Origin of the sequence: Kitasatospora sp. NPDC091276 (assembly GCF_040684355.1) — a bacterium.
Lineage (GTDB): Bacteria > Actinomycetota > Actinomycetes > Streptomycetales > Streptomycetaceae > Kitasatospora.
Genome location: NZ_JBFBFU010000001.1, coordinates 316,500 through 343,375, shown reverse-complemented (window position 1 = coordinate 343,375; position 26,876 = coordinate 316,500). Strand labels below are relative to the sequence as shown.

The following is a 26,876-nucleotide window of genomic DNA, read 5'->3' as shown; positions in this document are numbered from 1 at the left end:
AGTTCTTCCTTTCACGAGATGTTCGGCCCCGCGCCACTGCGGCGCGGGGCCGTGCCCCGGCTCGGCCGTAGTTCTGTTGCCCAACGTTCGACCGAGGCGGGAGTCTTGGGGCGGCCTCCGTGCCGCGGGCAGCGGCACGGAGGCCATGACGCCGACGGATGCAGCGTGGAGGCCGCGACGTCCTCGGGATTGAGCGTGACCGGATCGGTAGCGCCGTAGCGAGTGCCGTTGGCGGCGATGCGGTAGGTGCTGATCGTCGGCCCCCGCTGGCGCTCTTCCGGCGGCGCGAAGTCGATGGAGTTCACCGCAGTACGCTCCGGCGCCGCAGGGACTTGCGGCGGGCCTCGCCGGCCGCCGTCGGTTTCGCGGGGGGCCTTCGACAGCACGGACTCGTACGGATCGACCAGTGTTTTCGTGGCGCTGCTCAGGGACCAGGGGTTCGGGGTGCTGCGGGATTCGGCACTGCTCAACGAGGACTCCATGAAGCCGGGGCCTGGAGGCAGTGCGGCGGACCGTCGATGACGGGGGACGCATCGGCGATCCGCCACAGGGAGCCACCCGGACGCGCTATGAGCGGTGCGGTCGGATGGCCGTCAGGGGTGGGGACGGCTACTCGCTCTTCGGCTTGTCGCCGTTGTGGTCCCCACCGTCGCCGCTGCCGCTGCCGCTGTTGCCAGCACCGTTCTTCTCGCTCATGTCGTTCATTCCTTCCGGACGGTCCGCGTGATTGCGGAGGGATGCCTGCTGCACTCACCCATGGTCGCGACCGACGGTGATCGACCGGTCACTCCAGTGGCGGAGACAAGTTGACCGCTAGTGCAAGATCAACGGCGCGACACGGCCGGACTTTTCGACGGACTTTTCCGCCGCCGGGCACCTGCACCGCGGGGCGTCGGAGGTCTACCGTCTTGCAATGTGGAGACACAATTCACCCGCCTGTGCGCAGAGTTCGACTGGAACAGCCCGGCCGTATTCAGACAGGTGTACGCCGCGACCGCGCGCAAGCTCGGCGAAGACGAGGAACTGAGCACCCGTCAGTTCCAGCGCTGGCGCCAGCCCTTACCGCCATGTCCTCACCCGGCCCGACAGCGAGTCCTCGAAGCGATGCTCGGCGTCCCACTGGAGCAGGCGGGATTCAACGTGCCGCCCCACCGTCGATCAGGAATCCCACGCGCACCACGAGAAGAGTCGGAAGACGTGAACCGCCGATCTTTCATCGCCCTCACCGGGGGCGCCGTCGTGTCCGCCGCCCTCCCGCAGCCACGGATCGGAGCCGAGACAGTCATGGACCTGCGGACCGGTCTCGCATCCCTGTACGGCCTGGACGATCGGTTCGGCGGCGCGACCGTGGGCCCTCTCGCGCAAGCGCACTTCTCCCGAGTCGAGCGGATCATCGCCACCACGAGCTACCCCGGCACGATCGGCCGGCAACTGCGCCTGATCGCCGGGGAGACGGCTGAACACGTCGCGTGGCTGGCCTTCGACGCCGGAGACCACCAGCGCGCCCTTGTGCACTGGCACCACGCCCTCACCCGCGCCGAAGAGTTGCAGGACCATTCACTTGCCGTTCTGGTGATGGCGTCGATGGCGCTGATGAACCTCCGCGAGAAGCAGCCGGACAAGGCGCTCGAACTGGCCCGAGGAGCACAGGAGAAGGCCAAGGGGTGGGCGCCCCCCTCCCTGCTGTCGATCCTGGCCACCCGGGAGGCTCGCGCGCTGGCCATGCTCGGAGACCACGTTTCGGCTCGCTCCACGCTCGCGAACGCCAGCCGGGTCTACGAGCAGGAACGCGGGGCCCGGCCGCTACCGGATTGGGCGCTCTTCCACGGGCCCGGCGAGCTGGCCATGGCGCAGGCCGCGCTGTTCACCGAGTCCGGGCACCACAAGGCCGCGGTGGACTGGCTGCGCCGCTCGCTGGGACACCAGGAATCGAGCTACGCGAGGAACGAAGCCCTGGTGCGTTTCTCTCTCGCCGGAGCCCTCGCGCGGGCTGGCGAAGCAGAGGAATCCGCCCACGAACTGAAGTCGGGTTCGGTGTTGCTGACCGAGGTGTCGTCGGGTCGGGCGCGCTCGTCCATGCAGGAGGCGCACTCTTTCCTTCACGCCCTTGATCCGGCCGCCGCCGCTGCCAGCACTGCCCACCTGATCGCGTAGGAGGAGAACCGTGGAGAAGACCAGGTTCGAGACCTTCACAGACCCGGACGCCGCTGCCCAGGCGCTGGATGAGATAGCGCCGTTGTACGAGCAGGTGTTCGCAGAGCCGCCGTACTTCGAGGGGCCCCGCGACCTGGCCGGGTTTCTGGAGGGCTACGAGGCGTTCCGGACCATGCCCGGCTTTCGGCTGGTGCTGGCCCGCGCAGGTGCCCTGGTCGGGTTCGCTTTCGGCGTCCCGCTCCAGTCGGACAGCCGTTGGTGGCATGGCCTCGGTCTGGACGAGGACTTCACCCGCGAGGACGGACATCGGACTTTCGTGATTCGGGAAATCGTTGTGGCCCCGAATCGGCGTCGGCAGGGTATCGGCCGGGAACTACACGCGACCGCACTCGAAGGTACCCAGGCGGAGCGCGTCACACTTGCGGTCCGGCCCGAAGCGCAGGCTGCCATGAAGATGTACGAAGCCCTTGGCTACCGGGAGCTGGGCGACAAGACCCCGGATTGGGAAGGCGCTCCGGTGTACCGCTACATGATCCGCTAGCTGTTCTGACCAGTGAGGCTGGGGACGCGGCCGGCGGACGGCGGCGTCGCCCTGGTGCCGGTAGGGATGGCGGGAGATGAAGTGTCCGTTCTCCCGGATCTCGTACGAGTCGTGGGCGAAACGATGGTGTTGAGGGTGACGTCGAGGCGGCGGTCGTGGCCGTGGCCGGTGACGCGCCAGCGGCCGGCACCCACCGCGGACCACGTGGGGTCAATGTCCGCCCCGGTGCGGGCACGCTCGGCACGCTCGCGCCCGGCCTGCTCGCCGGCTCGGCGCTGACGCCGACTTCGCCGCCCTGGACGCCTGGCTGCGGTCGCTCTGGCTACACTCCCCCGCCATGGACTTCGCCGCCGGACCGCCCCTGCCCTGGCACCTGACGCTGGGCGGCGGGGCGGTGGTCGAGCTGTGGGCGGACGGGTACGGCGTCGAGGGCGGGGCGTACGTCTTCAGCGTGCTCGCCCGGGCCACCGTGGCGGAGCAGGGGCAGGTCGACGTCGTCGCCCGGACGCCGGCGGACCCGACCCGGGTGGGTGTGGCGGTGGCCCGCGTCCCGGTCGCCGCCGTCTGGGACGTCCACACCGCCACCGAACGCACCGTCGACGGCCGGTGCGTCTGCCCGACCTGACCGACCCCACCTGCCGCTGCCCGGTCACCCCGAGGGGCGGCCGGGCAGCGGCATGCAGGGGACGTCAGGAACCGGCCAGCAGATCGCGGAGCAGGGCGACGGTGTCGGCGTCCAGGTCACGGCCGGTGCGGCGGCTGAGCGCGTCGAGACGGTTGACGGCGCGCAGGAGTTGGTCGCGGGCGCCGGCCGAGGCGTAGGCGTAGAAGAGGTCCCGGTGCAGGAGTTCGACGTCCGGGGCGACGGCGAGGCCGCGGAAGACGGCGGCCTCGGCGCTGCGGTGGTCGCCGTACTGCAGGCGGCGGGCGGCCAGTTCGTGGGCGGTGTCGACGATCGCCGCGATCATGTCCTGGCGTTCGGCCTCGGCCCAGCCGTAGGAGGCGGGCGGGGCCTCGGCGAACGGGGCGCCGCGCACCAGGGCCAGGGCGTGGGCGAGGGCGGCGTCGGCGGTGGCGCTGGTGCTGCGCATGCCGCGCCGGTAGAGGCTGCGGAACTCGTCCCAGTCGCAGGTGACGACCGGGGTGAAGGAGTAGCCGTCGGTGGTGTCGGTCGGCAGGAAGGCGCGGCCCTCGGGCGAGGTGCCGAACCAGGCGGCCAGGTCGGCGAGTTTGCCGGGGAGCGGGCTCTTGGCGTCGGCCGCGGTGGGGTGCGGGTCGAGGTGGGCGGCGCCGGGGTGGAGGTCGTGGTCGAGGGCGTGGTGGTCGGCGCCGGGCCGCAGCGCGAGGTAGACGGCGAGTTCGGTGAGCCGGGACAGCGCGCCGGGTTCGGCGGCACCGAGGGCTCCGGCGACGTCGACCGGGCCGAGCAGGCGGATCCGGGGGGCGTTGCGGGCGGCGTGGGCCTCCGGGGAGCGCAGGATGGCGAGCAGGTCGTCGCTGTCGCTGCGCCCGGGGGTGGTCTGGGCGACCGGGGCGGCGGCGGGGCCGGGCTCGGATCCGGGTTCGACCCCGGGCTCGGCGTAGGAATCGGCCTGGGAACCGGCTTCGGCCGGGGCCCCGGCTTCGGTGCCGGGCACGAGGTCGGGCGAGGGCTCCGGCCGGGACGGGACGCGCGGGTCGACGCCGGAGGGCGCGGGCGCGGGCTGGTGGACCGGGGCCGGCTCGACGGGCGGCGGCGGCACGACCGGCTGGACGGACTGGACGGCGGGCACGGACGGGACGGACGGCACGGACGGCACGGGCTGGACGGACGGCACGGCGAGGACGGCCGCGGGGGCTTGCTGCGGTGCCTCCGCCGCATCCCCCGCCACCGCGTCCGGGCGGCGCAGGTCCCGGGTGGCCTCGTCCGCTGCCTCGTCCGCGGCCTCGTCAACGACCTGACCGACCACGAGCTCTTCCTCGGTCCCGATCCCGATCCCGCTCCCGGTACCGGCTCCGCTCCCGCTCCCGACCTCGGTCTCGGTCTCGGCGGAGGCGGCCTGCCGCCCCTGTCCGTTGACCGCGTACCGCCCCGGCCCGGCCGGAGGGGCCGGCACCGGCGTCGCCGGGTCGGTGCCCGCGAACGGGCTGGCGCCGGTGCCGATGACCCGGGCGAGCAGCCGGGGCCCGGCGGCCGTGTCCGTACCGCCCTGCCCGCCGGCCGCGGGGGCCCCGACGGCGGCCAGTACGGGTACGGCGGCGGGCAGTTCGGCCGTGTCGGCGTCGTCGTCCGCGTCGGGGTCGAGGCCGGGACCGTCCAGGGTCCAGGCGGGCGCCGGATGCTGGGTGAGGTCGTCGGCGGCGCGGAGCAGTTCGGCGACCTGGTCGTACTGCTGGTCGCTGAGCCGCTGGAGTTCGACGGTGAGGTGCAGGCCGGGGATGGCCGCCTGGCCGGTGGCCGGGAGGGTCCAGCGGGCGACCGGGCCGGTGCCGCGTTCGGGGGCACGGGTGATGACGGCGACGCAGGTGCGCGGCCGGGCGTCGAGCAGACGGCCGAGTTCGGCGGGGACCTCGCCACCGGGCTGCTGGGCGCAGAGCACGATCTCGGGGGTCCAGGACTCGTCGGCCTGGCCCCGGCTGCGGGCGTCGCGCGGGCTGGCGGCCTCGGCGGCGACCAGCGTGGCGCGGGCCTTGGCGGTGCGCGGGCCGAGGGCGGCGAGCGCGGCCTCCAGGGTGGGGTGGCGGTGGATGCGTTCGGCGGCCGGGCCGCTGATCGGCACCTCCTCGGCGAGGTCGACCAGGTGCAGGTGGAGCCGGTCGGCGAGCGGGCTGTGCGCGAGTTCGATGGCGAGGGTGCGCAGGATGTCGCGGGCGTCGTCGGGGTGGCCGGAGAGGTGGAGCAGCCGGACGGCCTCCAGGTCGGCGAGGACGACCGAGCCGTCGGGCGAGGTGCCGAGGGTGACCAGGGCGGGGTAGGGCGCGGCGGTCTTGCGGGCCTGGGCGGCGCTGAGCAGGTCGCCGGAGTCGAGGCTGCACCACCAGACGTTGGCGGCGTGCGCGGCGCGGAACGGCGCGATCGGGGTGGCCGGGCCGGAGAGGTGCAGTTCGATGGTGTGGCCGGGGGTGATCCGGGCGGCGACGATGGCGGGCAGGCGCTTGCCGCCGCGCACGGTGTTGCGGGCCATGGTGCGCAGGGCGCGGTCGAGCAGGTCGAGGCCGGCGTCGTCCTGACGGGCCCTGAGCTCGTTCTCGAAGGCGGCGGCCTCGGCGTCGGGCATGGTGATGCGGTGCCGGGGGCGGCGGGCGCGCAGCTGGGTTCCGCGCTTGTGCGCGACGGTGCCGACCATGACGGCGGCGAGCAGGACACCGACGGTGGAGGCGGTGAGGGCGATGGAGTAGTCGTCGCCGGCGGCCGGTTCGGCGTGCGCGGCGGGGGCAGGCGCGTGGGTGGGCGCCGGGGTGACGGGCTGGGACGCGGCCGGGGTCGGCGCGGCCTGGGTCGGCGCGGGGGCGGGGGTGGCAGGCGCCTGATCGGCCGGCGGCTGGCCGGTCGACGGCGCCGGCTGCGGCGCCGGAGCGGGCTCGGACGAAGGAGCAGGCGAAGGAGCAGACGCGGGAGCGGCCGCCCCCGGCACCGTGAGCACCATCCCGGGCACCAGCACGTCCGGATCGGTCAGCCGTTCCCCGTCCGGCGCCTGGGCGCCCTTGTTCGCCTCGAACAGCTTCGGCCACGCCTCGGCGTCCCCCAACTCCCTTTGGGCGATGGCGGACAGGCTGTCCCCGCCCTGGACGGTCACCGTCGCATGCCCGCTCGCGCCCGGCTCCGTCCCGGCCTGCGGCACCTGGGCCGACCCGGCACCGGGAGCGGGGGCGGGGGCGGGGGCGGGCTCGGACGAAGGAGCGGGCGCAGGAGCAGGCGCGGGCGCCGACCCGTCCGCCTTCGCGTCCCCCGGCATCAGCAGCGCCCACCCCGGCTGGATCGGCCGGTCGGCGTCGAAGCGGATGCCGGAATCGTCCATCACCCGGCCGTCGTTGAGCTTGGCGATATCCACCCACCGTTCACCGGAGCCCAGTTGGCGTTCGGCGATGGACCACAGGCTGTCGGCGGGCCGACTGTCCCGCACGGTGTACGTGGGGTTCTGCTCGGCGGCGGGCGCCAGGGCGGGCGCGGCCTGGGCGGCGGGCAGGGCGGCGCGCTGCACGCCGGCCGCCAACTGCGCCGGGGCGGTGGCGGTGTGGGCCGGGGTGGCGGCGAAGGCCGAGCCGGCGACCGGCATCAGCGCGAACACCGAGCCGACCAGGCCGGCCGCCATCCGCTGGCTCCAGCCGAAGGCGGGGATGCGGCGGGCGATCCGGCCGCGCAGTTGCGCGGGGATCTCCAGCAGGACGGAGAGCGCGAAGCAGGCCCAGGCGAGCCAGCCGACCACGACCAGCAACCAGAGGAACAGCCGTCCGTCGTCCGGGCCGGTGAGCGCCTGGCCGACGCCGTCCGGCGCGACGTCGCCCATCGCGGCGACCGCACGGGTGCCGTAGAGCAGCAGCGCGGGGACACCGAGCAGCAGGGCGAGCAGGGTGACCAGCGCGGCGAGCGCGGTGATCAGGGCTGCGCCGCGGCCGCGCCCGCGCGGTGGGCGGGGCGCCGGGGCGGCGGGGCGGCCCGCGGCCCGGTGTCCGGTGTGGGCCCGGCCGTCGGCGCCCCGGGCCTGGTCCTTGGCACCGGGGCTCCGGCCCTTGGCGGTTCGAGCCCGGCCCGGGGCGGTTCGGGCCTGGTCCTTGGCACGTGGCGCGGCCATCAGTCGGTCTCCGCTTTCTCGACTCCGTGGACGAGGGTCGCACTGCCCTTGCCCGTTACCTTCCGCTCCCCGAGCGCGCCCAGCAGGACGGGCCGGTAGTCGGCCCGCACGGTGACGGTGACGACCTTGCCGTCACCGGAGAACTCGACCTCGCCCGCCTGAAGGCCGTACAGGGCCAGGTAGGCGTCGGCGGCCTGCCGGACGTACTCCTGCTGGACCCTGAAGCCCTTCCCCTGGAGGACGGCGGCCTGGTCGAGCTGCTGTCCGCCGACCCGCGCGGCCTCCTGGGCGTAGGCGTCGGTGCGTTCGGCGACCCGCAACCGGCCGCCGGCGTCGATCACCAGGGCGATGACGAGCACGACGTAGGCCGCGCAGATCGCCACGAAGAGGGCGACCGCGCCCCGGTCGGAGCGGCGCCGGCGCCGCGCCCTGACAGGCACTCCCATCCCCCCTGCCCCTCCCGCCCCTCGTCCTCCCCACCGGCCCCCACCGGGCGCCGGCCGGTCCCGTCGCGTCATCCCCCGTGCGCTCTCCGCTTGCGTCTCCCCCGCGCGGGCCGTCCCCAATCCCCCGTCGTGGCCCGTGTCCCGCCGGGTGCCGCCCCGGGTCGTCATGTGCCCCGGTAGCGGTCCACCACGGAGGTGAACTCGCCGACGAGGTGCTTCGTCACGGGTACGCCGGACGGTCCGCCGAGCAGGTCCGCCAGTTCGACGTCGCACACCACGGTGACCTTGACGGTCGTGACGGCGCCGCCGGGCAGGTCCAGTTGGCCGGGCACGACCTGGACGTCCCCGTTGCGGCAGGAGACGCCCTGCTGGCGCAGCGTCGCGAGGGCCGAGTCCCGGCCCGGCTGCGTCATCCCGTCGACGCTGCGCTGCAGCGAGGCGGTGCGGGCGCCGGCCCGGGCGGCGGCCTCGACCGTACCGGCCGTGGTCTGCACCCGCCCGGCGGCGATGGCCACCAGGACCAGTCCGACCACCGGGGGCACGACGATCGCCGCCTCGATGGCGACCGCGCCGCCGTCGCTGCGCCGGACCGGCCACCACCGGGGTCGGCGCGCGGCGCGGCGCTCGGAACGGCGCTCGGAACGGCGCTCGGCGCGGAGCGCCGGCCACCGACCGGCCCGGGTCCGCGGTCTCACGGCGCCACCGCCACCGGCGGGACGAAGTGCTCGCGCGGCGCCTCGGCGAACTGCGTGAGGGCGGGCGCCGACAGCCCGGGTATCAGCAGCGGCGGGCGCACCGCCACCGTGACCCGGACCACTTCGGGCGTGCTGCCGTCGGTCGTCACCGTGTACGAGTGCACGCCCTGCCGGTCGAGGAAGTCCCTGGCCTGTCGGCGCGCCGCCTCGTTCTTCACCTCGTCCGTCGCGTTGCCCTGGATCCGGCCGGCGTCCACGCCCTCGCGGGCGGCGGTGAGCGCGAGCTGGCGGTCGTACCACAGCAGCGCGGCCTGGACGACGAGCATCAGGAGCACCAGGACGACCGGGAAGACGATGGCGAGGCTCACGCTCATCGACCCCCGGTCGCCGCGGCGGCGAGGTCGGTACGTCACTTGGTGGCGCCTCCCGCGCCCGCACCCGGCATGTTCGGGTCCTGCTCGACCTTCTGCACGACCTTGTCCTTCAGCAGGTACAGCGCGGTCGCGACGGCGCCCGCGACGAAGACCAACGCGATGATGGCGAGGGCGAGTTCGATGCTGATCGCGCCGCGGTCGCCGCGCGCGCGGGCGGCCCGCAGCCGGCCGAGCCGCAGGGTGAACAGCAGCAGGGCGAACTGCACGGGCAGCAGGACGGGCCGGATCAGCCGGCCTGCCAGGTGGACGAGTCGGACGGTCATTCGGGTCTCCCGGGGGTGGAGTGCGGTGTGGTGCCAGATGCCCTGCGAGGATGGTCAGTTGAGCATCTGGTGGAGTGCGGGGAAGACGATCAGGACGGTCATCAGCAGGGTGAGGGCGGCTCCGGGTGCGACCATCCGCTCGCTGTCGGCGTTGGCGCGGGCGAGGTCCTCGGCGAGCAGCTCGCCGCGCAGGCCCTTGGCGCGCGCCCGCAGGGTGTCGTACACGGCGGCGCCGTCGGTGCCGGACAGCCGCATGATGTCCGCCACGTCCTGCAGCGGGCTGAGCCCCAACTCCTCGGCCAGCGCGTCGAGTCCGGCCCAGGGCGGGAGCCGGTCGGTGGCGGCGCGGTCGAGGGCGTCGCGGATGCGCCGGAACACGGTGCCGCGCCCGACCGCGGCGGCGCGGCGCAGCGCCTCGGCGGGCCCGCAGTCGGCGGCCCGTTCCAGGGCGACGAGTTCGAGGTAGGCGGCGATGCCGTGCAGGTACTCGGTGCGCGCCTCCTTGGCCTCGCCGCGCACGATGGCGTCGGGGACGAACCAGAGCAGGCCGGCCAGCAGCGGCCCGGCCAGCAGCGGCAGGGCGAAGGGCAGGCCGATGTCCATCAGCGCGGCCATCGCGCCCAGGTAGGCGGGCAGCAGCAGGCCGATCGCGGCGAACAGCAGCTTGTGCACCATGAACCGGGCCGGGGCGCGGCCGATCAGGGCGAGTTCGCGGTGCGGCAGGGACACTCCGCGCAGGCCGATCGAGCGCTCGCCGATCCGGTCGTACCAGCGCGGCCGCTCGTCCGGGTCCGCAGCCCGTTCGGCGGGGGTGCGGTGCAGCCGGTCCAGGGCCTGGCGCAGGTCGGGCGGCGCGGGCCGCAGTTCGGCGATCAGCAGGGCGACGCCGCCGGCGGCGACGGCCCCGGCCAGCACGGACCAGGGGGAGATCACCGGACCTCCCCGAGCTGCTGGAGCGCCTCGTCCTCGCGCGCCGGGGCGCGGCGCCCGGCCTTGCCGCGCCGGTCGGACGCCAGCAGCCGGGGCACCGGCGGGTGCGAGGCGAGGGCGCGCATCCAGGCGATGATCGCGACGAACAGGGCGGCGACGACGGCGAGCACGATCTGGCCGAGCAGCGTGCCGTACGGCCGGGTGTACTCGGTGTTGAAGGAGCCGACCGTGACGACCAGCACGATGATGCCGACCAGCCAGCGGATGGTGGTGCGGTGCTTGGCCCGGTCGGCCTCGATGGCGCGACGCTGGCGGACCTCCTCGCGCACCGAGTCGGCCATGTCGGCCAGTGCCCGGGCCAGGCCGGGGCCGCTGTCGCCGGACCGCAGCACGAGCGCGGCGAGCACCTTGTCGGCGGTGGCGTCGGCGACGCTGTCGGCGAAGGCCTGGAGCGCCTCCTCGGGCCGCCAGCGGGCCTGGAGCCGGGCGGCCAGTTCACCGATCTCCTCCTCCAGGGCGGCGGGGGCGGTGCGGCGGCTGGTGACGATGGCCTGGTTGAGGCCGACGCCGAGCAGCAGCACGTCGGCGATGCGCTGGGTCCACTCGGACAGTGCCTCCAGGCGTTCGATCCGGCGGGTGTCCGGGCGGGTGGTGTCGAACAGCCAGGGCAGGCCGAACACGGCCAGCGGCACCAGCAGGGCGGCCAGCGGGATGCGGGTGAACAGCCAGGCGAGCGGGGCGCCGGCGAGCGCGAGCGGCAGCTGGATCCGGCGCAGCCGGGCGACCCGGGCCGAGGCGGCGCCGGGGGCGCCGTACCAGAAGACGTGGGCGCGGCCGGCCAGCGGGTTGCTCCGCTCCGGGGTCTCGTCCTCGTCCGCCGGGTCGCTGCCGCGGGCCCAGGCCACCAGGGCGACCAGGCCGCCCGCGACGGCCAGCCCGCACAGGGCGAACAGCAGCATCATCGCGCGCCACCGCCGATCCGCAGTTGCAGCGGGGTGGCCCAGCCGCCGTAGCGGGAGCCGAGCAGGGCGGCGTCGAAGCCGGCCCTGCGCAGGTCGTCCAGGCACTGCGGCGGGGTGTGCGGGACGGCCCGCGGCTCACCGAGGTCCACCCGGGGGCCGAACACGGTGTTCAGCGCGGGCCGGCCGCTCTCGCCGAGGCCTGCGACCTCCAGGACGTGGGAGACGAAGCGGTGCCGGCGGCCGCCGACGGCGGTCTCGTCGACCATGGTGACGTGCACGATGAGGTCCAGGGCGTTGGCGGTGAGCCGGTAGGCGAGCGAGTCGGTCATGTGCGAGCCGTACTCCAGGCAGAGTTCGGCGATGCGGTCGACGACCATGTGCGGGCCGCGGGCGTGCAGGGTGCACATCGAGCCGCCCTCTCCGTTGGTCATGACCCGCAGCATCGGGACGACCTCGCCGGATCGGACCTCGCCGACGATGATCCGGGACAGCGTCATCCGCAGCGCCGCCGGGATGAGGTCGCCGATCGTCAACTCGCCCGCCAGGCGGCCTTCGACGCGTTCGCCGTTGCCCTCGCGGGCCTCCATCGGGACGACCTGGCGCAGGTGGCCGAGAGTGTGCAGCCACAGCTCGAACTCCGACTCCAGGGTGCCGATCCGCTCGTCCGGCGGGATCTCAGCGGCCATCGCGCGCAGCAGGCTGGTCTTGCCGACGCCCTGGGTGCCGGTGATCATCACGTTCTTCCGGGCCCGGATCGCGGCGGCCAGGAACGCGGCCAAGGTGCTGTCCAGGGTACCGAGTTCGACCATCTCCGGCAGGGTCGCCGAGGCCACCCGGTGGCGCCGGATCGCCACGTAGGGGCGGGGCGTCACCTCGGTGAGCGCCTGGAGGCGCATGCCGCCCTCCAGGCGCAGCGCGAGGGTCGGGCTGGCGGTGGACAGGCTGCGCTCGCCGCCGCCGTGCTGACGGGCCAGGTCCTGGAGCAGTTCGACGAGTTCGGCGTCGCTCTCGGCCACCGGCGGTACCTGGCGCAGGGGTTGGTGCACCCGGGAGACCCAGACGTCGTCACAGCCGTTGATCAGGATGTTCTCGATCTCCGGGTCGTCCAGGTAGGGCTGGAGTCGCCCGGCCCGGAACAGCAGGTCGAAGACGGCCTCGGCGAGCGCGCGGTCCTGCTCCCGGGTGGGCGGGATGCCGTGGGTCTGCGCGTAGGCGTCGGACCAGCGGGCGACTGCCTCCTCGATCAGCGCGCGGCCGCGCTGGCGGCGGGTGGCGCGGTCCGGTTCGGCGCCCGAGGTGGCGGTCAACCGGGTGATCTGCTGGTGCAGTTCGGCCGCGACCTGGCGCTTCAGCTCGCGGGCCACCTGCGGGTCGACGGCCGGCCGGGTGGCGGCGCCGCGCAGGTCGAGCGAGGGCAGCTGGGAGGGCACGGCGGTGGGCGTGGCCGCGCCGCCCGCCTGGACGTACGGCGGCGGCGCGGGCTGCGGGGCGACGGGGCCCGGCCGGTAGGCCTGGGGCGGGGCGGCCGCCGGCGCCTGCGCCTGCGCCTGGGTCTGTGTCTGCGTCTGGGCCTGGGCCTGGGTGGCCCAGGGCAGCGCGGCCGGGTCGGCCGCGGGGTGCTGGTGCAGGGGGCTACCGCGCACGGAGCACCTCCCCGGGGTTGTACGGCTGCGGACCGTTCGGGTGTGCCTGATCAGGTGTCACGGCGGGCTGCTGGAGCGGGTAGCGGCCGTCGTCCTCGGGCTCCGGGCGGACGTACCCGGGCTGCTGGCCGTACGGGGCCCCCAACTGCTGGTCGTACGGGGTGGGCCCGCCCTGCTGGTCGTACGCGACGTAGCCGGCCTGCGGCCCGTACGGCGGCTGCGGCTGCTGCTGGACGTGCCCCGGGAACGGGGCCGGAGCGGCCGGCTGGGGGGCCAGCCCGGCCAGCGGCGCCACCGGGCCGGTGGTGATCACCGGCCCGACCGGCTGCGGCGGGGTGTACGAGGGCTGCTCCCCCTCCACCGGCCGGTACGCCGCCGGCACGGCCGCCTGCGGGGTCGGCACCGGGGGCTGGGCGTGAACCGCGGTCGGGGTCTGGGCCGGGGTCCCGGTCCGGGCCGCGGCGGTGAGCTGGGCCGGGACCGGCGCGGCGGTCGGCGCGAGCCGCTGGCGACGGCGGCGGACCAGCAGCTGCACCTCGTCCGCCGCCGAACGCGCCGTCCGCATCAGCTCCGAGCGGATGAACCGCCGGTCGGTGATGTCACCGCCGTCGGAGAGCACCCGGGCGGTGCGGGTGGCGTGCGGCAGCAGCCCCAGCACCGGCAGGCCGAACTCGCGCGCCACCTCCGGCCCCGAGTACGGCCCCTCGGCGACCAGCAGCAGTCCGAGCGCGTCCACCCCGGTGCCGGCCGTGGCGAGGTCCTCGGCGAGCGCGGCCAGTCGGGGCCGGGCCGAGCTCAGGCCGCGCAGCGTGGTGCGGACGGTCACCGCGACCACGTCCGCCCGGCGGGCCAGCACGGCGCTCACGCCGGTGGCGCCGGAGCGGCCGAGGTCCACGATGACGTCGTAGCCCTGCGGTTCGAGGCCGTGCAGCAGGTCGACGAGCGGCTCCCAGGTGTAGGCGAGGCCCGGGGCCTGGGTGGGGTCGGTCAGCCCGGGCAGCAGCAGCCGCTCGGCGGTGCCCTCGGGCGAGAGGTCGATCAGCTGCTCCCAGATGGTCTCGGCGAGCAGTCCGCGCCGGTCCGCGACGGCCAGGTTGCGCAGCCCGTACACCGCGTCGACCCGGCCCTCCAGGGCGCCCGCGAGCACCGCGCCGCCGTCCGGGTCGGCCTCCACCAGCAGGACCCGCCGTCCGGACTCCAGCGGCCAGGCCAGCAGCAGGGCCAGGGCCGCCGTGGTCGCGCCGGGCGCGCCCGGGCCGCCGGCCACCGCGATCACCGCCATCAGGCGCCACCCGCCCCGGTCGGGGGCACGGGGGCCGTGGCAGCGCCGGGGGTGGTCCCGGTCGCCGGGGCCGTCGGCACGGTACTGCCGCCGGTGCCCGCACCGGCGGTCCCGGTCGCGCCGCCGGCCGCGGCGGCGCGCGGGGCCAGCAGGACCTGGATCCGGCCGCCGGCCACCCACTGCGCCAGCCGGGGGCCGTCCGCCGCGCCGACGGCCACGTCGATCACCTGGCTGCCGTCGGTGTCCACCCGGCCGACCGTGATGACCGTCGCGGGCATCGAGTCGGCCTTGGTGTTGTCCGGGGTGTAGACCACGACGATCTGCAGCCCCGGCTGGAGCCGGCTGGCGGGCAGCTGGCTGCGCTTGGCCGAGACACCGACCACGATCTGGCCGGGCTGCACCGCCAGGGTCTGCGCGACGTCGCCCCTGGTGAGCATCGCGCCGCGCTTGAGGTCGGTGGCGGCCCGCATGCCGACCGCCTTGTCCCGTTCGGTGGCGGACAGCGGCCGCAGCGCCGGATCCCCGGCGATCCGGGCCACCACCAGGTCGTCGTCGGTGATCACCTGCCCCCACGGGATGTCCCGGGCCAGCGCCAGCACGGCGACCCGCTGGCCGGTGCTGTTGTAGAGCACCGCACCGCCCAGGCCGCCGGCGGCGATCAGCGCGACGGCCATCGCCAGCACCGCCGGGCGCCGTCGCCGGGCCCGCAGCGTCCGGCCGGGGACGTGCGGGGCGGCGCGCCCCTTGCCCTTGCCCGCGCCGCCGCCCGGGGCCTCGCCCGGCCCCTGCCCCTGGTCCGGGACCGCCACGGACACCGCGGCCCCTGCGGGTGTGCCGGATCCCGGCGTCGCGAATGTACGGTTCTCCACCGGGTTCCGCCCTTCCCTCGTGCTCGTTCCGGATCGTCAGTACTGGGTTCTCGGTGCTCGGGTCACCGCTGCTCAGGCCGCCGGTGCCGGGCTTCGACACATGGACTTCGGCGCCGTGGTCGCGTGCGGCCGGGCCGCCGGCGCCCCGCAGCCGGGCCGCGGGGCATCGGACGTCCGCCGCCGCCAGGTCAGTTGAGGACCTGCACCTCGGCGACCTTGAGCGTGAAGTTCGAGGACTGCGGCATCTTGACGTCGAAGGTCTTCGCGTTCGGCCCCGTGACCACGACCTCGCCCACCCAGTTCGCCGTCACCGTGCCGTTGAAGACGCCGCTCTTCCTGGTGCCCGAGCCCACGGCGAACTCGTAGCCGCAGTCCGGTGACTTGGCGGCGCCGTACTTGGGGTCGTACGGCGTCCCGGCCTTGTCGCAGGTCACGGAGACGCCGCTGTCGAAGACCCAGGTCACGCCCCTCAGCACCGGTGTGACGGTGACGGAGGCCCCCGGGACGGACAGCGTCTTGGGCGCGGGCGCCGCCACGCCGTCCAGCCAGAGCCAGACCGGCGCCTTCACCACCGCCGTGCCCTTGGGCGCGACGCCCGCCGTCGGCTTCGGGAAGCGCATCTCGTGGGCGAAGCCGAAGCCGACGTCCACCAGGTTCAGCGCCGGCGGCCCGGCCGGCGAGGTGGCCTCGAACACGATCTCGGCGCCGTCCTGGCCGCCGCCCGTCTGCGGGCAGACCTTCGAGTAGAGCGCGCCCTCGGACGGCTTGTGGCCCTGCCACTCCGGGTCGCCCTCGGGGGGCGGGTTGTCCAGCGGGCGGAAGTAGCACCCGACGCCGCTGTTGAACCAGCCGCGCTCCGGGTCGTGGCAGGGCCACTGCTGGTCGTGGTAGCTGCACAGCAGCGGCCCGTCGCCCGTACTTCCGCCACCGCCACCGCCGGGTTGCGACGGTCCGGGCTTCGGTTTCGTGCCCCCGGAGTTGACCCCGGAGCAGATCACGTCCGGGTAACACTGTTCGGCACCTCCGCCCGGCGGTTCGTCCGCCGCCGCCGACACCGCCGAGGCCAACAGCAACCCGGCGGACAACGGCGCGAGGATCGCGAATCGCCGGGCCGGTTTACGCGTGTTCAGCATGCCCGGTCCACCTCCCGCTTGAAGTCGTAGATCAGCCAACGTGCTTGGAACCAGCGCAGGGACGCGGTCGCGACGTAGCGGTTCAGTCGGTCGCCCGGATCCTTCGCCACCTGGGTGACGGCGTCGACGCGGTGCCATCCCGATACGTCGACGCAGTCCTCGATCACGGCGGTCTGCGGATCGGCTTTCAGGTCAATGGCCTTGACCACCGCCGAATTGCGCGGCGTTCCGGTCATCACCAGTTTGGCGTCGCGAAGTTGGCGGAGACTGACCAGGGTGTCGGTAAGGGCCCGCCCGGAAGAGTACGTCTCCAGAGCGAATCCGTCCGAATCCGACCGCCCGAATGCCTCGGCCTGGGCCTGCCACCAGTCCTGATACGTCTTCAGGGCGAGTCGCCCCATGGCACCTTCCGGCCCGTCCGTCGGCGCGATCGAGGTGTTTACCGAACCACCCGAAGGAGGTACCGGATCCACTCCCGCGACACTGGGCGCAGCCGTTCCGAGCCGATCGACGGAACCGTCGGCACCGCCGCTCGCACAGGCGCCGAGGAGCAACACCAGAACCACCCCACCGACCCCAACCGCCCCAGGGCGCAACACATTTCCGCGCTGCCGCATCGCCCCACCTCGTCGCGACCGACCGATTCATGATCCGTGGCCGCCGGAAGAATTCCGTCGTCCCGCAGGTGTTTCCGCTGGGGATCGATTCTTCGCCAACCCACCCCATCACGGCAACACCTCAGGCCACCTGACCTTACGCGGAAGGCGGTTCCGTCGGGGCACTTTCCCGCCACAGAACGGCCAACAGTTCTTCGGAAAGCGACAATCCGGCCAATGCGCCCCGAACCGCGGCCCGATTGCGCATCAACAGGCGCCCGCCCTGCGGCGGAACGAGCAGGCGCGCGCCCGGCGCACCCGAACTACCCGGCGCTTCGCCCCCGTCGAGCAGCGCGGCGACGGACGGCTGGAGGTCCAGCGGGGCGACGGCGGCCGGGGCACCCGGGACGCCCTGCCGCAGCACGGTGGTCAGGGCGTGGCTGAACGATCCCTCACCACCCGGCAGTACGGCGTCCCGGCCGCGTCTGCCCGGGGTGTACCGGCCGACCCGGCCCCACAGCGGGACGCGCGGGTAGGCCAGCAGTTCCCCCGCGCCGTCCTCGCCGCCGCCGCGCTCCAGCGCCGCCCAGGTGTCCCGGTCGGCCACCGCGTCGACCAGCAGCAGGGCCTCCTCGTGGTCGCCGTGCACCATCGCGCTGACCACCCAGTCCCAGGCCAGGCCACGCCGGTAGGCGTTGTCGGCGGTGCTGCCGCCGGTCACCAGGGCGAGCCGGCGCCCGCGCGGATCGACCGCCAACTGGCCGACCAGGCAGACCACCAGCCACCGGCCCGGGTGCTGGGCGGCCTCCCGGACGGCGGTGAGCATCGCGTTGGCGTCCGCGTCCGGCGCCACCTCGGTGACCCGGCAGCCGGCCGCGCCGACGTCGAAGCACATCCCGGGCAGCACCCGCGCGAGCAGCCGGGCTCCGTCCGGCGCCAGCGCCGAGCCCCCGAAGCCCCGATCGGGCCCGCCGTTCGCCCCGATCACCACCAGGTCGACCCCGCCCGCCATCCGCACGCCCCCTCCCATGCCGGCCCCGGCGCACCCGGGGCCGCCCGCCGCGCCCGCCGCTGCCGTGGTGAGCAGGGGCGCGTACCGTACCGCCGCCGGGCAGGCTACCGCTCCGGGCGGCCACCGACGGGGCTCCCGGCCCGTCCGCTCAGGGACCATGGGCCCTATCGGCACGCGCGCCGACCGGAGGACGATCGGACGCATGGAGCGTGAGGACCGTGTGGAGACCCTGAGCGAGGCCGAGTGCCTGCGACTGCTCAGCACCGTGCCCGTCGGGCGCGTGGTGTACACCGAGCACGCGCTGCCGGCCGTGCTACCGGTCTCCTTCGAGGTCCTGGACGGGCGGTTGGTGCTCGCCGTGCGCCGGGGAAGTGCCACCGCGCGCGGGCTTGACGGCACGGTGGTGGCCTTCCAGGCGGACCTGCTGGACCCGGTCACCCGGACGGGCTGGAGCGTGCTGGTCCACGGCCGGGCGGACGTGGTGCGCGAGCCCGAGCAGGTGCGGCGGGTGCTGCGATCCGGCCTGCGGCCGTGGGTGGGGGACCCGGAGCCGCTGTTCGTCGCGCTGGTGCCGGAACTGGTCAGCGGCCGACGGCTGTTCCCGACCGGGCAGGACGCGCTGGGGCGCGGGGCGCTGCGGTCCTGAAACACCCGCAGGCCGCCGCGCCCCCGGGTTCCCGGGTTCCCGGGTTCCTGTGTTCCTGTGTTCCCGCGTTCCGCACCGCTGACAGATACCGGCGGGTACGCATACGCTTCCGGCGTCCTGACCCCTCCCACAGGAGCGCACCGTGACGAGCTTCGCCTCCCTCGCCGATCTGACCGCCGCCGTCGGCACCGAACTGGGCACCAGCGAGTGGCACACCATCGGACAGCGGCAGATCGACCTGTTCGCCGAGGCGACCGGCGACCACCAGTGGATCCACGTGGACCCGGAGCGGGCCAAGGAGAGCCAGTTCGGCTCGACCATCGCGCACGGCTACCTGACCCAGTCGATGATCCCGGTGCTGGCGAAGGAGTGCTACGGCGTCGAGGGCGTGCGCATGGCGCTGAACTACGGCTCGGAGAAGGTGCGCTTCCCGGCGCCGGTGCCGGTGGGCACCGCGATCCGGGCCACCGCCGAACTGCTCTCGGCCACCGAGGTGCCGGGCGGGGTCCAGGCGGTGGTGCGGTTCACGATCACCAGCGCGGAGAGCGCCAAGCCGCACTGCGTCGCGGAGACGATCACCCGCTTCTACGCGTAGCGGTACCGGACGGTTCTCCGCGTAGCGGCACCGGGCGGTGGCCCTGGGCGCGCGGCCGGGGCGGGGTACGCCGATTGGCCCGCGCGGGGCCGCTCACCAGGTCCGGACGGCCCATGACGAGTAATCTCCGACGAGATGGTTGTCGTATCGCAGCGGCCTCACCAGTCGCCCGGATACGCGCCCCGGCACGCCCGGTAGCCGTGACCGTCCTTGGAGGAGCCTTGCCCCGCCCCGCCCCCTGGTTCTCCCGCCTCGCCGGTCTGTCCTCGCAGTTCACCACCCCGCCGACCAGCAGCCCGACCACCAGCCCGGCCCTCGGCCCGACGGCGAACCGCACCGGGTCGGACCTGGCCCGACTGCCCCGCGCGGCCTGGCACCGGGTCCGGGCCGAGGCCTTCGGGGCCGAGCCCCAGGGCGAACGGCTGGCCCGGATCCACCGCTCCCCGCAGTTCGCCGACGGCGCCTTCCGCAACCCGCTGCCCACCCGCCGCCTGGTCTACGAGCGCAGCCCGCTGGAGATCACCCGCGCCCAGCTGACCGGGGACAAGACCCGCCGGGCGCCGACCGCCGCCGTACCCGTGCACCGGCTGCTCCCGGTCGACCTCGCCCTGCCGCCGGATTCCGGGCTGCGGCTCACCTGGCTCGGCCACGCCACCGTGCTCGCCGAGATCGGCGGGCGGCGGGTCCTGATCGACCCGGTGTGGGGCGAGCGCTGCTCGCCGTTCGCCTGGACGGGGCCCAAACGGCTGCACCCGATGCCGCTGCCGCTGTCCGAACTCGGGCCGGTGGACGTGGTGGTGATCTCCCACGACCACTACGACCACCTCGACATGGCCACCATCCGCGAGCTGATCGGGACGGACGCGGTGTTCGCCGTCCCGCTCGGCGTCGGCGCGCACCTGGAGCGCTGGGGAGTACCCGCCCGGCGGATCGCCGAACTCGACTGGTGGGAGTCGGTCGAGGTCGCCGGGCTCACCCTCACCGCCACCCCGGCCCGGCACTACTGCAGCCGCGGCCCGCGCACCAGCGCGCTGTTCCTCTGGGCGTCCTGGGTGGTGGCCGGCGGCGGGCACCGGATCTTCCACAGCGGGGACACCGGCTACTTCCCGGGCTTCGCCGAGATCGGCCGCCGGCTCGGGCCGTTCGACGCGACGCTGATGCAGGTCGGCGCGTACAGCGACTTCTGGCCCGAGGTGCACATGACGCCCGAGGAGGGCGTCCGGGCGCACCTGGACCTCGGCGGCGATCTGCTGCTGCCGATCCACTGGTGCACCTTCAACCTGGCGACGCACCCCTGGGAGGAGCCCGCCGAACGGGTGGTCACGGCTGCCCAGGCGCTCGGCGCCCGGCTGGCGGTGCCCCGGCCCGGCAAGCCCTTCGAACCGGTCGACCCGCCCGCGCTGCGGCTGTGGTGGCGCGCGGTCGCGGCCACGCCTCGCGGCATCGAGCCGCTGGTCCGGGACCGCAGCGCGGTGCCGGACCGGGAAAGGGCGACGGATCTCAGCGAGCAGATCTCAAGATCTGTTCGCTGAAATCCGTCATCTGCTCGCTGTTACCTGCCCGCCGTCACTTGTCCGCCCCCGGCCGCCGGCGGCGGATCAGCGCCCAGGCCCGCTGCTGCACCAGCAGGGTCAGCACCCCGGCCAGCACGATCCCCAGCAGGTTCAGCAGCAACTGCACGCTGGAGCCCGAGAACTGGCGGAACTCCCCGTACCCGAGCGCGACGGTGGCGTTGGCGGCGGCGGGCACCGTGGTCACCGAGATCGCCACTCCGACCATCATCCCGGCCTTCGAGGAGGTCAGCGAGAGCACGCCCGCGATGCCCGCCAGGAAGGCGACCACGAAGGACGTCGCGTCGGGCTGCCAGATGAACGAGGTGTTCGGCCGCGCGGCGGCGAACTTGGCCTCGCTGAACAGCCCGAGCCCGTCCATCAGCAGAGAGAACCCGACGGTCAGCGCCATCGCCACCGCGAAGCCGGTGACCAGCGCGTTCAGCGACCGCAGCGCCGGGCGCAGCCGCCGCTGGACCAGCGCCACGCACAGCCCGGCCAGCGGCCCGAACTCCGGCCCGACCGCCATCGCCCCGACGACCAGGATCGCGCTGTCCAGCACCGCGCCGCACGCGGCCAGCATGGTCGCCACGGTGAGGAAGGCCAGGAACACCCAGGTGAGGGTGGACTCCTCGTGCGTGATCTCGGAGACCGACTCCCAGACCAGCGCGTCGGCCCCCTCCCCCGGGGCCAGCCGCTCGGCCTCGTCGGCGGCCGCCGAGAGGGTCAGCTCGATGCCGGAGACGTCGATCGCCCCGCGCTCGGGCAGGCCGGTCCCGCGCAGCACCCCCAGGATCTCGTCCGCCGACTCGCGGGCGACGTCGCAGAGCACCACGTCCCCGGCAGGCCGTACGGCCGCACCCGGCAGCACCACGACGTGCGTCACCCCGACCGCGGCGTCCAGGCTGCTGAGCACGGGCTCCCGCAGGTCGGGCGGGACGATCAGGCGCAGGTGCAACACGAGCACTCCGGTGGGACGGGGCGGGCGAAAGTCCCGCCCACCCTAGGCCGTGACCCGACGCCGCCAGCGATCCGCCGTCACCCGGTGGTGCTCCTCGCCCTGCTGGCGGCCGCGGTGTCACCCCGCCAGGACGTCCCGCAGGGCGCGGGCCTCCTTGACCAGGCGGCTCGATCCGCCCTGCTCCGCCGTCGCCGTCACCTCGGCCACCGGCCCCCGGGCGCGGGTGCGCCGGGCGCAGTCCGCCGCGAGGGCGAGCAGGTCGCCGAGGCCCCGGGCGGGCGTGCCCTCGCCGCCCAGCAGGGCCGGCAGCGCGGGCCCGAGCACCGACCAGACCGTGCCGTAGGCGCCCGTCCCGGCGGCGAGGGTGAGCGCCGCCGCGAGCCGGTTGAGCTTCACCGCGCCGCAGTCGACCAGCGCGCCGAGTTCGCGGCCGAGCTGCGCGCCGTCCAGGTCGCCGCGGGCGGCGAGCACCAGCAGGGCGTCGACGGCCGCCGTCCGGTCCTCGGTGTGCCGGGCGCCCAGGCCGTAGGCCAGCGCCAGGTGCAGGGCGAGCCCGGCCGGGCCGCCGGCCTCGGCGAGAGCGGGCAGCAGCCGGCCCGTGTCGCGCTCGTCGCGGTCGGCGCCCGCGGCGAAGTGGTCGAGCCACCGGGCCGCCAGTTCCTCCCGGTGCCAGGGGAGCATCGCGGCCCAGTGCGCCGTGGGCCGCCACGTCCAGCCGCCCACCTTGCGGGCCCGGGCCACGCTCGGCTCGGTGCCCTCCAGCAGCGCCCGGAACTCGGGGGCGAGCCGCTCGCCGTCCGGGCCCTTCGGGCCGGCCCCGATGCCGGGCTGGGCGACGGCCACCCGCCGGACGTCCTCCCACCAGCGGTCCGCGTACTGGTGGCCGTGCTTCGAGCCCCGGCCGGGGGCGAACAGCACCCGCTCGGACGGCTGGTCGGGCAGGCCGCCGGTGCGCAGCCACTGGGCGACCCACCGCCCGGACGGCGAGGTGAGCGCCTCGGCGGCACGCAACACCCCGGCGTCGGCGCGGGGGCCGACCCGCAGCAGGGCCGCGCACAGGTCGGCCCGGCCGGGGGTGATGCCCGCCGCCTGGTACCCGGCGAGGCGTTCGACCAACGTGCCGGGGTCGAGCGCCCCGGTGGTGTCGGTCGGGATGGCCAGCAGGTAGGGCGGCCGGTCGGCGGTCACCTGCCAGGCGGCCTCCTCCAGCCGGGCGGCGAGGGCGGTGCCCTGCGCGGTGTTGTTCTGGCCGCGCAGCGGGGAGTGCTTCTTCTTGCCGCCGAGGAAGTCCCAGATCCGGTGCGGCGGTGTCTCGCCGGCCACCGCGGCCGCGACGTGGAGGACGTCCCGGGGCGAGCAGTCGTGCCACCGGCCGACGCCGCTCCACGGGTGGACCCGCCGGACCGGCTCCAGCGCCTCGGCGAGCGCCGCCCGGTTCTGGTGGGCCTGGCGGACCAGGCCGTCCAGCACGCGCTCGAAGACCGCCGGCTCCGGCTCGTCGGCGGCGAGCAGGGCGGACAGCTCCTGCGCGAGTTCGGCCGCCGAGGCGATCGGCGGGCCGATCGGGAGGGGCTGGGGGGCGGGCGGGAGGAGTTCGTTCCACCCGGTGTCCGGGTCGTCGTCGCCGTCGCCACCGACCGGTGCGCCGAACAGTTCGCCGGCGCGCCGGTGGTGGGCGGGGTTCAGCGCCTCGGCGGCGAGCCGCAGTTCGGGCAGGACGGCCTCCCCGGCCGCGCGCAGGTGGCGGGCCACCACGTTCAGCGCCCGCTCCTGGACGGCCTGGTCCGGGTGCCCGAACGCCTCGGCGGCCGCGAGCACCACCGGCCCGGACCGCCCGGGTGCGCGCCGGGCCGCGCGCTCCAGCCAGCCGAGTTGGGCGCGGACGAGCTTCTTCTCGGCCCGGAACAGCACCACCGCGGAGGACTCGACCAGTACCTCGGGTTCGATCAGCCCGGCCTCGTCCAGCCCGGCGAGCACGTCCTGGGCGTGCCCGGCGACCACCGACAGCCCGTCCAGCAGCGGCACCACGTCCCGGACCCGGGCGGCGTACTCCTGCGGTGTCAGGGCGAAGGCCCGCAGCACGTCGAGGAAGAACCGCTGGTCGGCCTGCTTGCCGCCGCGCAGCAGCCGGGCCAGGCAGCGGTCGATCAGGTCGGCCCGGTCGAGGTCGCCGGCGGCGGCGAGTTCGGCGATCGCCTCCGTCAGGGCGTCCCCGGGGCGGGGGCTGAACCGCAGGGACAACCCGCCGCCGATGTCGGCGAGTTCGAACACTCGGGGCAGCAGCACCGGAGTGAACGAGTCGGCCCGCAGCAGCTCGACCAGGGTGGGCCGTGGGCCGCCCCGGCGCTTGCGCTCCACCCACTCGCGGACGAAGGCCTCGCTCTGCGGCACCGCACAGCCGGTGCGGCGCACCACGGCCTCGATCACCGGGTACAGCGGCCAACCCCAGCCCGGCGCCGGCCGGTCGGCGAGCCGGGTGGCCACCTCGATCTGCCACTCCACCGGCTGGGCCGCGACGAGTTGGGCCAACGCGGGGTGGTTGGTCCAGTCGCGCGAGGTGAAGTCGCGGGCGCCGAGCCAGGTGGCGGCGCCGGCCGGGCCGGTGTGGCAGCCGGTGCCGGCCAGCATCAGGGCGCCCTTGGTGGCGAGCGCCTCCTTCGACCACTCCTCGCGCAGTTCCTTGCGCAACGCCTTCAGCGCGGGCAGGCACTTCCGGCGCTGCGTCTGGTCCAGCGCGGCGACCAGCGCCGGTATCTGCGGCATCCGCCCGCCCCGGACGGCGGCGAGCAGGTCCTCGACCGCGGTCGCGCCCTGCCCCGCTTCCGGCGTCCGCACCCCTACCGACTCCTGTACCCCTACCGATTCCTGCACCACTTCCGACTCCTGCACCGCTTCCGACACCTGTGCCACCCCGCTCACGCCTGGATCTCCTTCGCGACCGTCGAAACCCGCTCCCCGGCCGCCCGCCGGGCCGCCTCCCGCACCATCGCGACCGCCAGCGCGTGCTTGCACGGACCGCGCCCGCCGCGGTACTTGGCCCACCAGAGGCAGGTGCAGCCGAGGCGCCCCGCCTCGTCCGTACGCACCCGCTGGATGTGGTCGTCCACCGTGACGACGGCCGTCGTACCGCCCGGCTCCAGCCGCACCGCGCCCGCCGCGACCAGGGCCCGGGCGGCGCGCAGCCGCGGGTTGGCGGCCTCGGCCCGCCCGGCGTCGTACGGGAGCTGGCGGTGGAAGTAGGCGGCCTCGGCGGTGTCGTAGCCGATCTGCCCGGCGGTGCCGAGCCGGGTGAGCGCGGAGCGGACCCGCTCGTGGCTGAGCCCGGACTGCTCGGCCAGGTCGGCGACCTCGACCCGCGGCTCCCAGGCGAGCAGCACCGCGACGAGGTCGGCGTCCTGCTCGGCGGTGCCGGTGGCGAGCGCGCCGAGCACCCCGCCCTCGCCGGAGAAGCCCCGGGAGGCGTCGGGCGAGAGGGTCAGGGTGAGCCGCATGCCGGGCAGGACCACCTCCCACGCCGAGGCGGCCGGGCCGGTGGCGGCGACCGGGCCGTACACCCGCAGGGCGAGCGCGTGCCGCAGCACCCGCTGGAGCGCCACCAGCCGGTCGGGCCCGGGCAGGCAGACCGCGCCGGGCACCGGCCGGGTGGTGGGCCGCAGCGTCCGCCCGGCCGGGACGACCCAGGCGGTGCTGGAGCGGCCGCCGCGCGGCAGCGAGCGCAGGAAGCGGACCGCCTCGGCGGCGGGCAGTTCGGCGCGCAGGTCGAAGCCGGCGGCGACGACCTGGGTCTCGGCGAAGCCGCGCAGCCAGCGCTGCGGCAACGGCACCTTCTTCTCGACCAGCGGCCCGTCGAAGCTGGTGACCTCCAGCGCGTCCGGCCCGACCGCGAGGTGCAGCGGGTCGGTCGGGCCGATCCTGCTCAGCGCCTCCCGCAACGGGTTGTTGACGTCCACGTTGGTGGTGCCGTGGCCGATCTCGTCGCCGTCGAGGCCGGCCTGGAGCACGTCGAGCCGGGCGTAGACGCCGCAGCAACCGGAGAACGACTCGAAGCGCAGCCGGTCCCCGTTGGCGGTGACCACCGGGTCGAGCGAGGCGCGCAGCTGCGGCTGGTAGTACCGCGCGGCGGCGACGTCCGCGACCGCGAGCAGCGCGGCGGCGGCCGGCGCCGGGTCGGCCAGGAAGCCCGCGAAGAAGCGCGGGTTGGCCGCCTCCCCGAGCGGGGTGGCGCCGCCGGAGGTGGCCAGGTCGAGGCGCCGGCCGTCGGCGCCGTCGAGGACGGCGGACGGGCGCAGATAGGCGTACGCGTGTGCGGATTGCGTCATGTCGAACACGCTAGGTGAGGGCACTGACAATCCGTCGGGCCGCGACCGCACTGGAACAGGTTCTACCGGACGCCGGAGCCCCCGGGCGTTACCCAGGTCACATCGCGGCGCGGCGGAATTCTGCCACTATGGGCCCGTGACCGACCTGACCGAACAGGAAATCCGGGCCGACCGCCCGGCCGGCTCGTTCGCCGGACTGCTGGAGCTGGAACGACTGGACGAGAACACGTTCCGGGGCCGCTGCCACGCCGGGGCGCCGATGCGCGCCTTCGGCGGACAGGTCGCCGCGCAGGCACTCACCGCCGCCGGCCGCACCTGCGAGGGCCCGCGTGCGGTGCACTCGCTGCACGGCTACTTCCTGCTGCCCGGCGACCCGTCCCAGCCGATCCGCTACGAGGTCGAACGGGTCCGCGAGGGCGTCTCCTACACCACCCGCCGGGTGACGGCGGTGCAGAACCAGAACGCGATCTTCACCCTCTCCGCCTCCTTCAAACGCCCCGAGACCGCGACCGACCGCCACCGCACGATGCCGCCGCTGCCCGGGCCGGAGACCCTGCCGGACGCCTTCTCGCTCTGGGACCCGGCCCTGCGCGCGGCGATCACCGGCACCGGCGGCTTCCGCGACCTCGAACTGCGCTTCGTCCCGCCGGACGCGCCGGGCGTGCCGGCGTCCGTGCCGGGGATGCCGCAGCAGTTCGTCTGGCTGCGTATCGCCTCCCCGCTGCCCGAGGGCGACCCGCTCCTGCACGTCTGCGCGCTCACCTACCTCTCCGACCTCACGCTGGCCTCCACCGCCGGGCTGCACGAGCAGCCGAACTTCTTCCAGCGCACCGAGCCGCCCCGGCTGCTGATCGCCTCGCTCGACCACGCGATGTGGTTCCACCGCCCGTTCCGGGCCGACGAGTGGCTGCTGTTCGCCCAGCGCAGCCCGTCCTCCTCGGACGGCCGGGGGCTGTCGCTCGGCGAGTTCTACGACCGGGACGGGCGGCTGGTCGCCTCCGCCGTGCAGGAGTCGCTGATCCGCCGGCTGCGCTGACCCGGCGCGGGACGGGACGGCGCGGGGCGACGCGGGG

Annotated in this window: 24 protein-coding genes; 7 read left to right on the top strand and 17 right to left on the bottom strand. The window is 75.0% G+C overall.

Going from position 1 to position 26,876, the window contains the following annotated elements; all coding sequences use genetic code 11:
- Window positions 1–11 precede the first annotated feature (11 nt).
- The gene (locus AB0O19_RS01485) at window positions 12–470 is read right to left on the bottom strand and encodes a hypothetical protein (RefSeq protein WP_363616830.1); all 459 of its coding nucleotides are present in this window, start codon (window positions 468–470) and stop codon (window positions 12–14) included.
- A gap of 445 nt (window positions 471–915) precedes the next feature.
- On the opposite strand from AB0O19_RS01485, the gene AB0O19_RS01480 reads away from it, so the two are divergent.
- The 3 genes from AB0O19_RS01480 (at window position 916) to AB0O19_RS01470 (ending at window position 3,320) form a co-directional block, all read left to right on the top strand.
- On the top strand, window positions 916–2,154 hold the full coding sequence (locus AB0O19_RS01480) for a hypothetical protein (protein ID WP_363616828.1): 1,239 nt from the start codon (window positions 916–918) through the stop codon (window positions 2,152–2,154).
- Between the two features lie 10 nt (window positions 2,155–2,164).
- A complete protein-coding gene (locus tag AB0O19_RS01475) occupies window positions 2,165–2,695 on the top strand; it encodes a GNAT family N-acetyltransferase (RefSeq protein ID WP_363616826.1) in 531 nt (176 codons plus the stop codon).
- Between the two features lie 337 nt (window positions 2,696–3,032).
- Entirely contained in the window at window positions 3,033–3,320 is a 288-nt protein-coding gene (locus tag AB0O19_RS01470; RefSeq protein WP_363616824.1) for a hypothetical protein, read from the top strand.
- Window positions 3,321–3,384: 64 nt separating this feature from the next.
- On the opposite strand, the gene AB0O19_RS01465 is transcribed toward AB0O19_RS01470, so the two are convergent.
- The 13 genes from AB0O19_RS01465 to AB0O19_RS01405 form a co-directional block, all read right to left on the bottom strand.
- Complete coding sequence (locus tag AB0O19_RS01465; RefSeq protein ID WP_363616822.1) at window positions 3,385–7,467, bottom strand: BTAD domain-containing putative transcriptional regulator; 4,083 nt, start codon at window positions 7,465–7,467, stop codon at window positions 3,385–3,387.
- On the bottom strand, window positions 7,467–7,913 hold the full coding sequence (locus tag AB0O19_RS01460) for a hypothetical protein (protein ID WP_363616820.1): 447 nt from the start codon (window positions 7,911–7,913) through the stop codon (window positions 7,467–7,469). Before AB0O19_RS01460 ends, AB0O19_RS01465 begins: the two co-directional genes overlap by 1 nt.
- 164 nt (window positions 7,914–8,077) lie before the next feature.
- Window positions 8,078–8,608, bottom strand: a complete 531-nt coding sequence (locus AB0O19_RS01455; RefSeq protein ID WP_363616818.1) for a TadE/TadG family type IV pilus assembly protein — start codon at window positions 8,606–8,608, stop codon at window positions 8,078–8,080.
- Window positions 8,605–9,021: a TadE/TadG family type IV pilus assembly protein gene (locus tag AB0O19_RS01450; RefSeq protein WP_159398548.1), complete on the bottom strand. Its 417-nt coding sequence runs from the start codon at window positions 9,019–9,021 to the stop codon at window positions 8,605–8,607. Before AB0O19_RS01450 ends, AB0O19_RS01455 begins: the two co-directional genes overlap by 4 nt.
- Window positions 9,018–9,305, bottom strand: a complete 288-nt coding sequence (locus tag AB0O19_RS01445) for a hypothetical protein (RefSeq protein ID WP_363579173.1) — start codon at window positions 9,303–9,305, stop codon at window positions 9,018–9,020. The genes AB0O19_RS01450 and AB0O19_RS01445 overlap by 4 nt, the downstream gene beginning before the upstream one ends.
- A 54-nt stretch (window positions 9,306–9,359) precedes the next feature.
- Window positions 9,360–10,238: a hypothetical protein gene (locus AB0O19_RS01440; RefSeq protein ID WP_363579175.1), complete on the bottom strand. Its 879-nt coding sequence runs from the start codon at window positions 10,236–10,238 to the stop codon at window positions 9,360–9,362.
- Complete coding sequence (locus AB0O19_RS01435) at window positions 10,235–11,197, bottom strand: type II secretion system F family protein (RefSeq protein ID WP_363616816.1); 963 nt, start codon at window positions 11,195–11,197, stop codon at window positions 10,235–10,237. Before AB0O19_RS01435 ends, AB0O19_RS01440 begins: the two co-directional genes overlap by 4 nt.
- The gene (locus AB0O19_RS01430; protein ID WP_363616814.1) at window positions 11,194–12,840 is read right to left on the bottom strand and encodes a CpaF/VirB11 family protein; all 1,647 of its coding nucleotides are present in this window, start codon (window positions 12,838–12,840) and stop codon (window positions 11,194–11,196) included. The genes AB0O19_RS01435 and AB0O19_RS01430 overlap by 4 nt, the downstream gene beginning before the upstream one ends.
- Window positions 12,830–14,122: a hypothetical protein gene (locus tag AB0O19_RS01425; RefSeq protein WP_363616812.1), complete on the bottom strand. Its 1,293-nt coding sequence runs from the start codon at window positions 14,120–14,122 to the stop codon at window positions 12,830–12,832. The genes AB0O19_RS01430 and AB0O19_RS01425 overlap by 11 nt, the downstream gene beginning before the upstream one ends.
- Window positions 14,122–14,937 (bottom strand): SAF domain-containing protein, encoded by an 816-nt coding sequence (locus AB0O19_RS01420; RefSeq protein WP_363616810.1) that lies wholly within the window; start codon window positions 14,935–14,937, stop codon window positions 14,122–14,124. Before AB0O19_RS01420 ends, AB0O19_RS01425 begins: the two co-directional genes overlap by 1 nt.
- 242 nt (window positions 14,938–15,179) lie before the next feature.
- A complete protein-coding gene (locus AB0O19_RS01415) occupies window positions 15,180–16,124 on the bottom strand; it encodes a hypothetical protein (RefSeq protein WP_363616808.1) in 945 nt (314 codons plus the stop codon).
- Window positions 16,118–16,681: a hypothetical protein gene (locus tag AB0O19_RS01410; RefSeq protein WP_363616806.1), complete on the bottom strand. Its 564-nt coding sequence runs from the start codon at window positions 16,679–16,681 to the stop codon at window positions 16,118–16,120. The genes AB0O19_RS01415 and AB0O19_RS01410 overlap by 7 nt, the downstream gene beginning before the upstream one ends.
- 196 nt (window positions 16,682–16,877) lie before the next feature.
- Complete coding sequence (locus tag AB0O19_RS01405; protein ID WP_363579189.1) at window positions 16,878–17,732, bottom strand: hypothetical protein; 855 nt, start codon at window positions 17,730–17,732, stop codon at window positions 16,878–16,880.
- 202 nt (window positions 17,733–17,934) lie between these two features.
- Here AB0O19_RS01405 and AB0O19_RS01400 point away from each other — a divergent pair, with 202 nt between their 5' ends.
- The 3 genes from AB0O19_RS01400 to AB0O19_RS01390 all read left to right on the top strand — a co-directional run bounded on the left by AB0O19_RS01400 (window position 17,935) and on the right by AB0O19_RS01390 (window position 20,505).
- Entirely contained in the window at window positions 17,935–18,378 is a 444-nt protein-coding gene (locus AB0O19_RS01400; RefSeq protein WP_063350036.1) for a pyridoxamine 5'-phosphate oxidase family protein, read from the top strand.
- Window positions 18,379–18,520: 142 nt separating this feature from the next.
- The gene (locus AB0O19_RS01395; RefSeq protein ID WP_363579191.1) at window positions 18,521–18,973 is read left to right on the top strand and encodes a MaoC family dehydratase; all 453 of its coding nucleotides are present in this window, start codon (window positions 18,521–18,523) and stop codon (window positions 18,971–18,973) included.
- A 347-nt stretch (window positions 18,974–19,320) separates the two neighbouring features.
- Entirely contained in the window at window positions 19,321–20,505 is a 1,185-nt protein-coding gene (locus AB0O19_RS01390) for an MBL fold metallo-hydrolase (protein ID WP_363617023.1), read from the top strand.
- Window positions 20,506–20,539: 34 nt separating this feature from the next.
- Here the strand turns inward: AB0O19_RS01390 and AB0O19_RS01385 are convergent, their stop codons facing one another.
- The 3 genes from AB0O19_RS01385 to AB0O19_RS01375 all read right to left on the bottom strand — a co-directional run bounded on the left by AB0O19_RS01385 (window position 20,540) and on the right by AB0O19_RS01375 (window position 25,803).
- The gene (locus AB0O19_RS01385) at window positions 20,540–21,484 is read right to left on the bottom strand and encodes a DUF389 domain-containing protein (RefSeq protein WP_363616804.1); all 945 of its coding nucleotides are present in this window, start codon (window positions 21,482–21,484) and stop codon (window positions 20,540–20,542) included.
- Window positions 21,485–21,601: 117 nt separating this feature from the next.
- On the bottom strand, window positions 21,602–24,319 hold the full coding sequence (locus tag AB0O19_RS01380) for a DUF6493 family protein (RefSeq protein ID WP_363616802.1): 2,718 nt from the start codon (window positions 24,317–24,319) through the stop codon (window positions 21,602–21,604).
- Between the two features lie 80 nt (window positions 24,320–24,399).
- Window positions 24,400–25,803: an SWIM zinc finger family protein gene (locus AB0O19_RS01375; protein ID WP_363616800.1), complete on the bottom strand. Its 1,404-nt coding sequence runs from the start codon at window positions 25,801–25,803 to the stop codon at window positions 24,400–24,402.
- A gap of 136 nt (window positions 25,804–25,939) precedes the next feature.
- Here AB0O19_RS01375 and AB0O19_RS01370 point away from each other — a divergent pair, with 136 nt between their 5' ends.
- The gene (locus AB0O19_RS01370) at window positions 25,940–26,839 is read left to right on the top strand and encodes an acyl-CoA thioesterase II (RefSeq protein WP_363616798.1); all 900 of its coding nucleotides are present in this window, start codon (window positions 25,940–25,942) and stop codon (window positions 26,837–26,839) included.
- The last annotated feature ends 37 nt before the right edge of the window (window positions 26,840–26,876 follow it).

Coding starts and splice junctions, on each gene's coding strand:
- AB0O19_RS01465 (WP_363616822.1), bottom strand. CDS start 7,467: ATGGCCGCGCCACGTGCCAAGGACCAGGCCCGAACCGCCCCGGGCCGG.
- AB0O19_RS01405 (WP_363579189.1), bottom strand. CDS start 17,732: ATGGCGGGCGGGGTCGACCTGGTGGTGATCGGGGCGAACGGCGGGCCC.
- AB0O19_RS01375 (WP_363616800.1), bottom strand. CDS start 25,803: ATGACGCAATCCGCACACGCGTACGCCTATCTGCGCCCGTCCGCCGTC.
- AB0O19_RS01415 (WP_363616808.1), bottom strand. CDS start 16,124: ATGCTGAACACGCGTAAACCGGCCCGGCGATTCGCGATCCTCGCGCCG.
- AB0O19_RS01425 (WP_363616812.1), bottom strand. CDS start 14,122: ATGGCGGTGATCGCGGTGGCCGGCGGCCCGGGCGCGCCCGGCGCGACC.
- AB0O19_RS01435 (WP_363616816.1), bottom strand. CDS start 11,197: ATGATGCTGCTGTTCGCCCTGTGCGGGCTGGCCGTCGCGGGCGGCCTG.
- AB0O19_RS01470 (WP_363616824.1), top strand. CDS start 3,033: ATGGACTTCGCCGCCGGACCGCCCCTGCCCTGGCACCTGACGCTGGGC.
- AB0O19_RS01400 (WP_063350036.1), top strand. CDS start 17,935: ATGGAGCGTGAGGACCGTGTGGAGACCCTGAGCGAGGCCGAGTGCCTG.
- AB0O19_RS01445 (WP_363579173.1), bottom strand. CDS start 9,305: ATGACCGTCCGACTCGTCCACCTGGCAGGCCGGCTGATCCGGCCCGTC.
- AB0O19_RS01460 (WP_363616820.1), bottom strand. CDS start 7,913: ATGGGAGTGCCTGTCAGGGCGCGGCGCCGGCGCCGCTCCGACCGGGGC.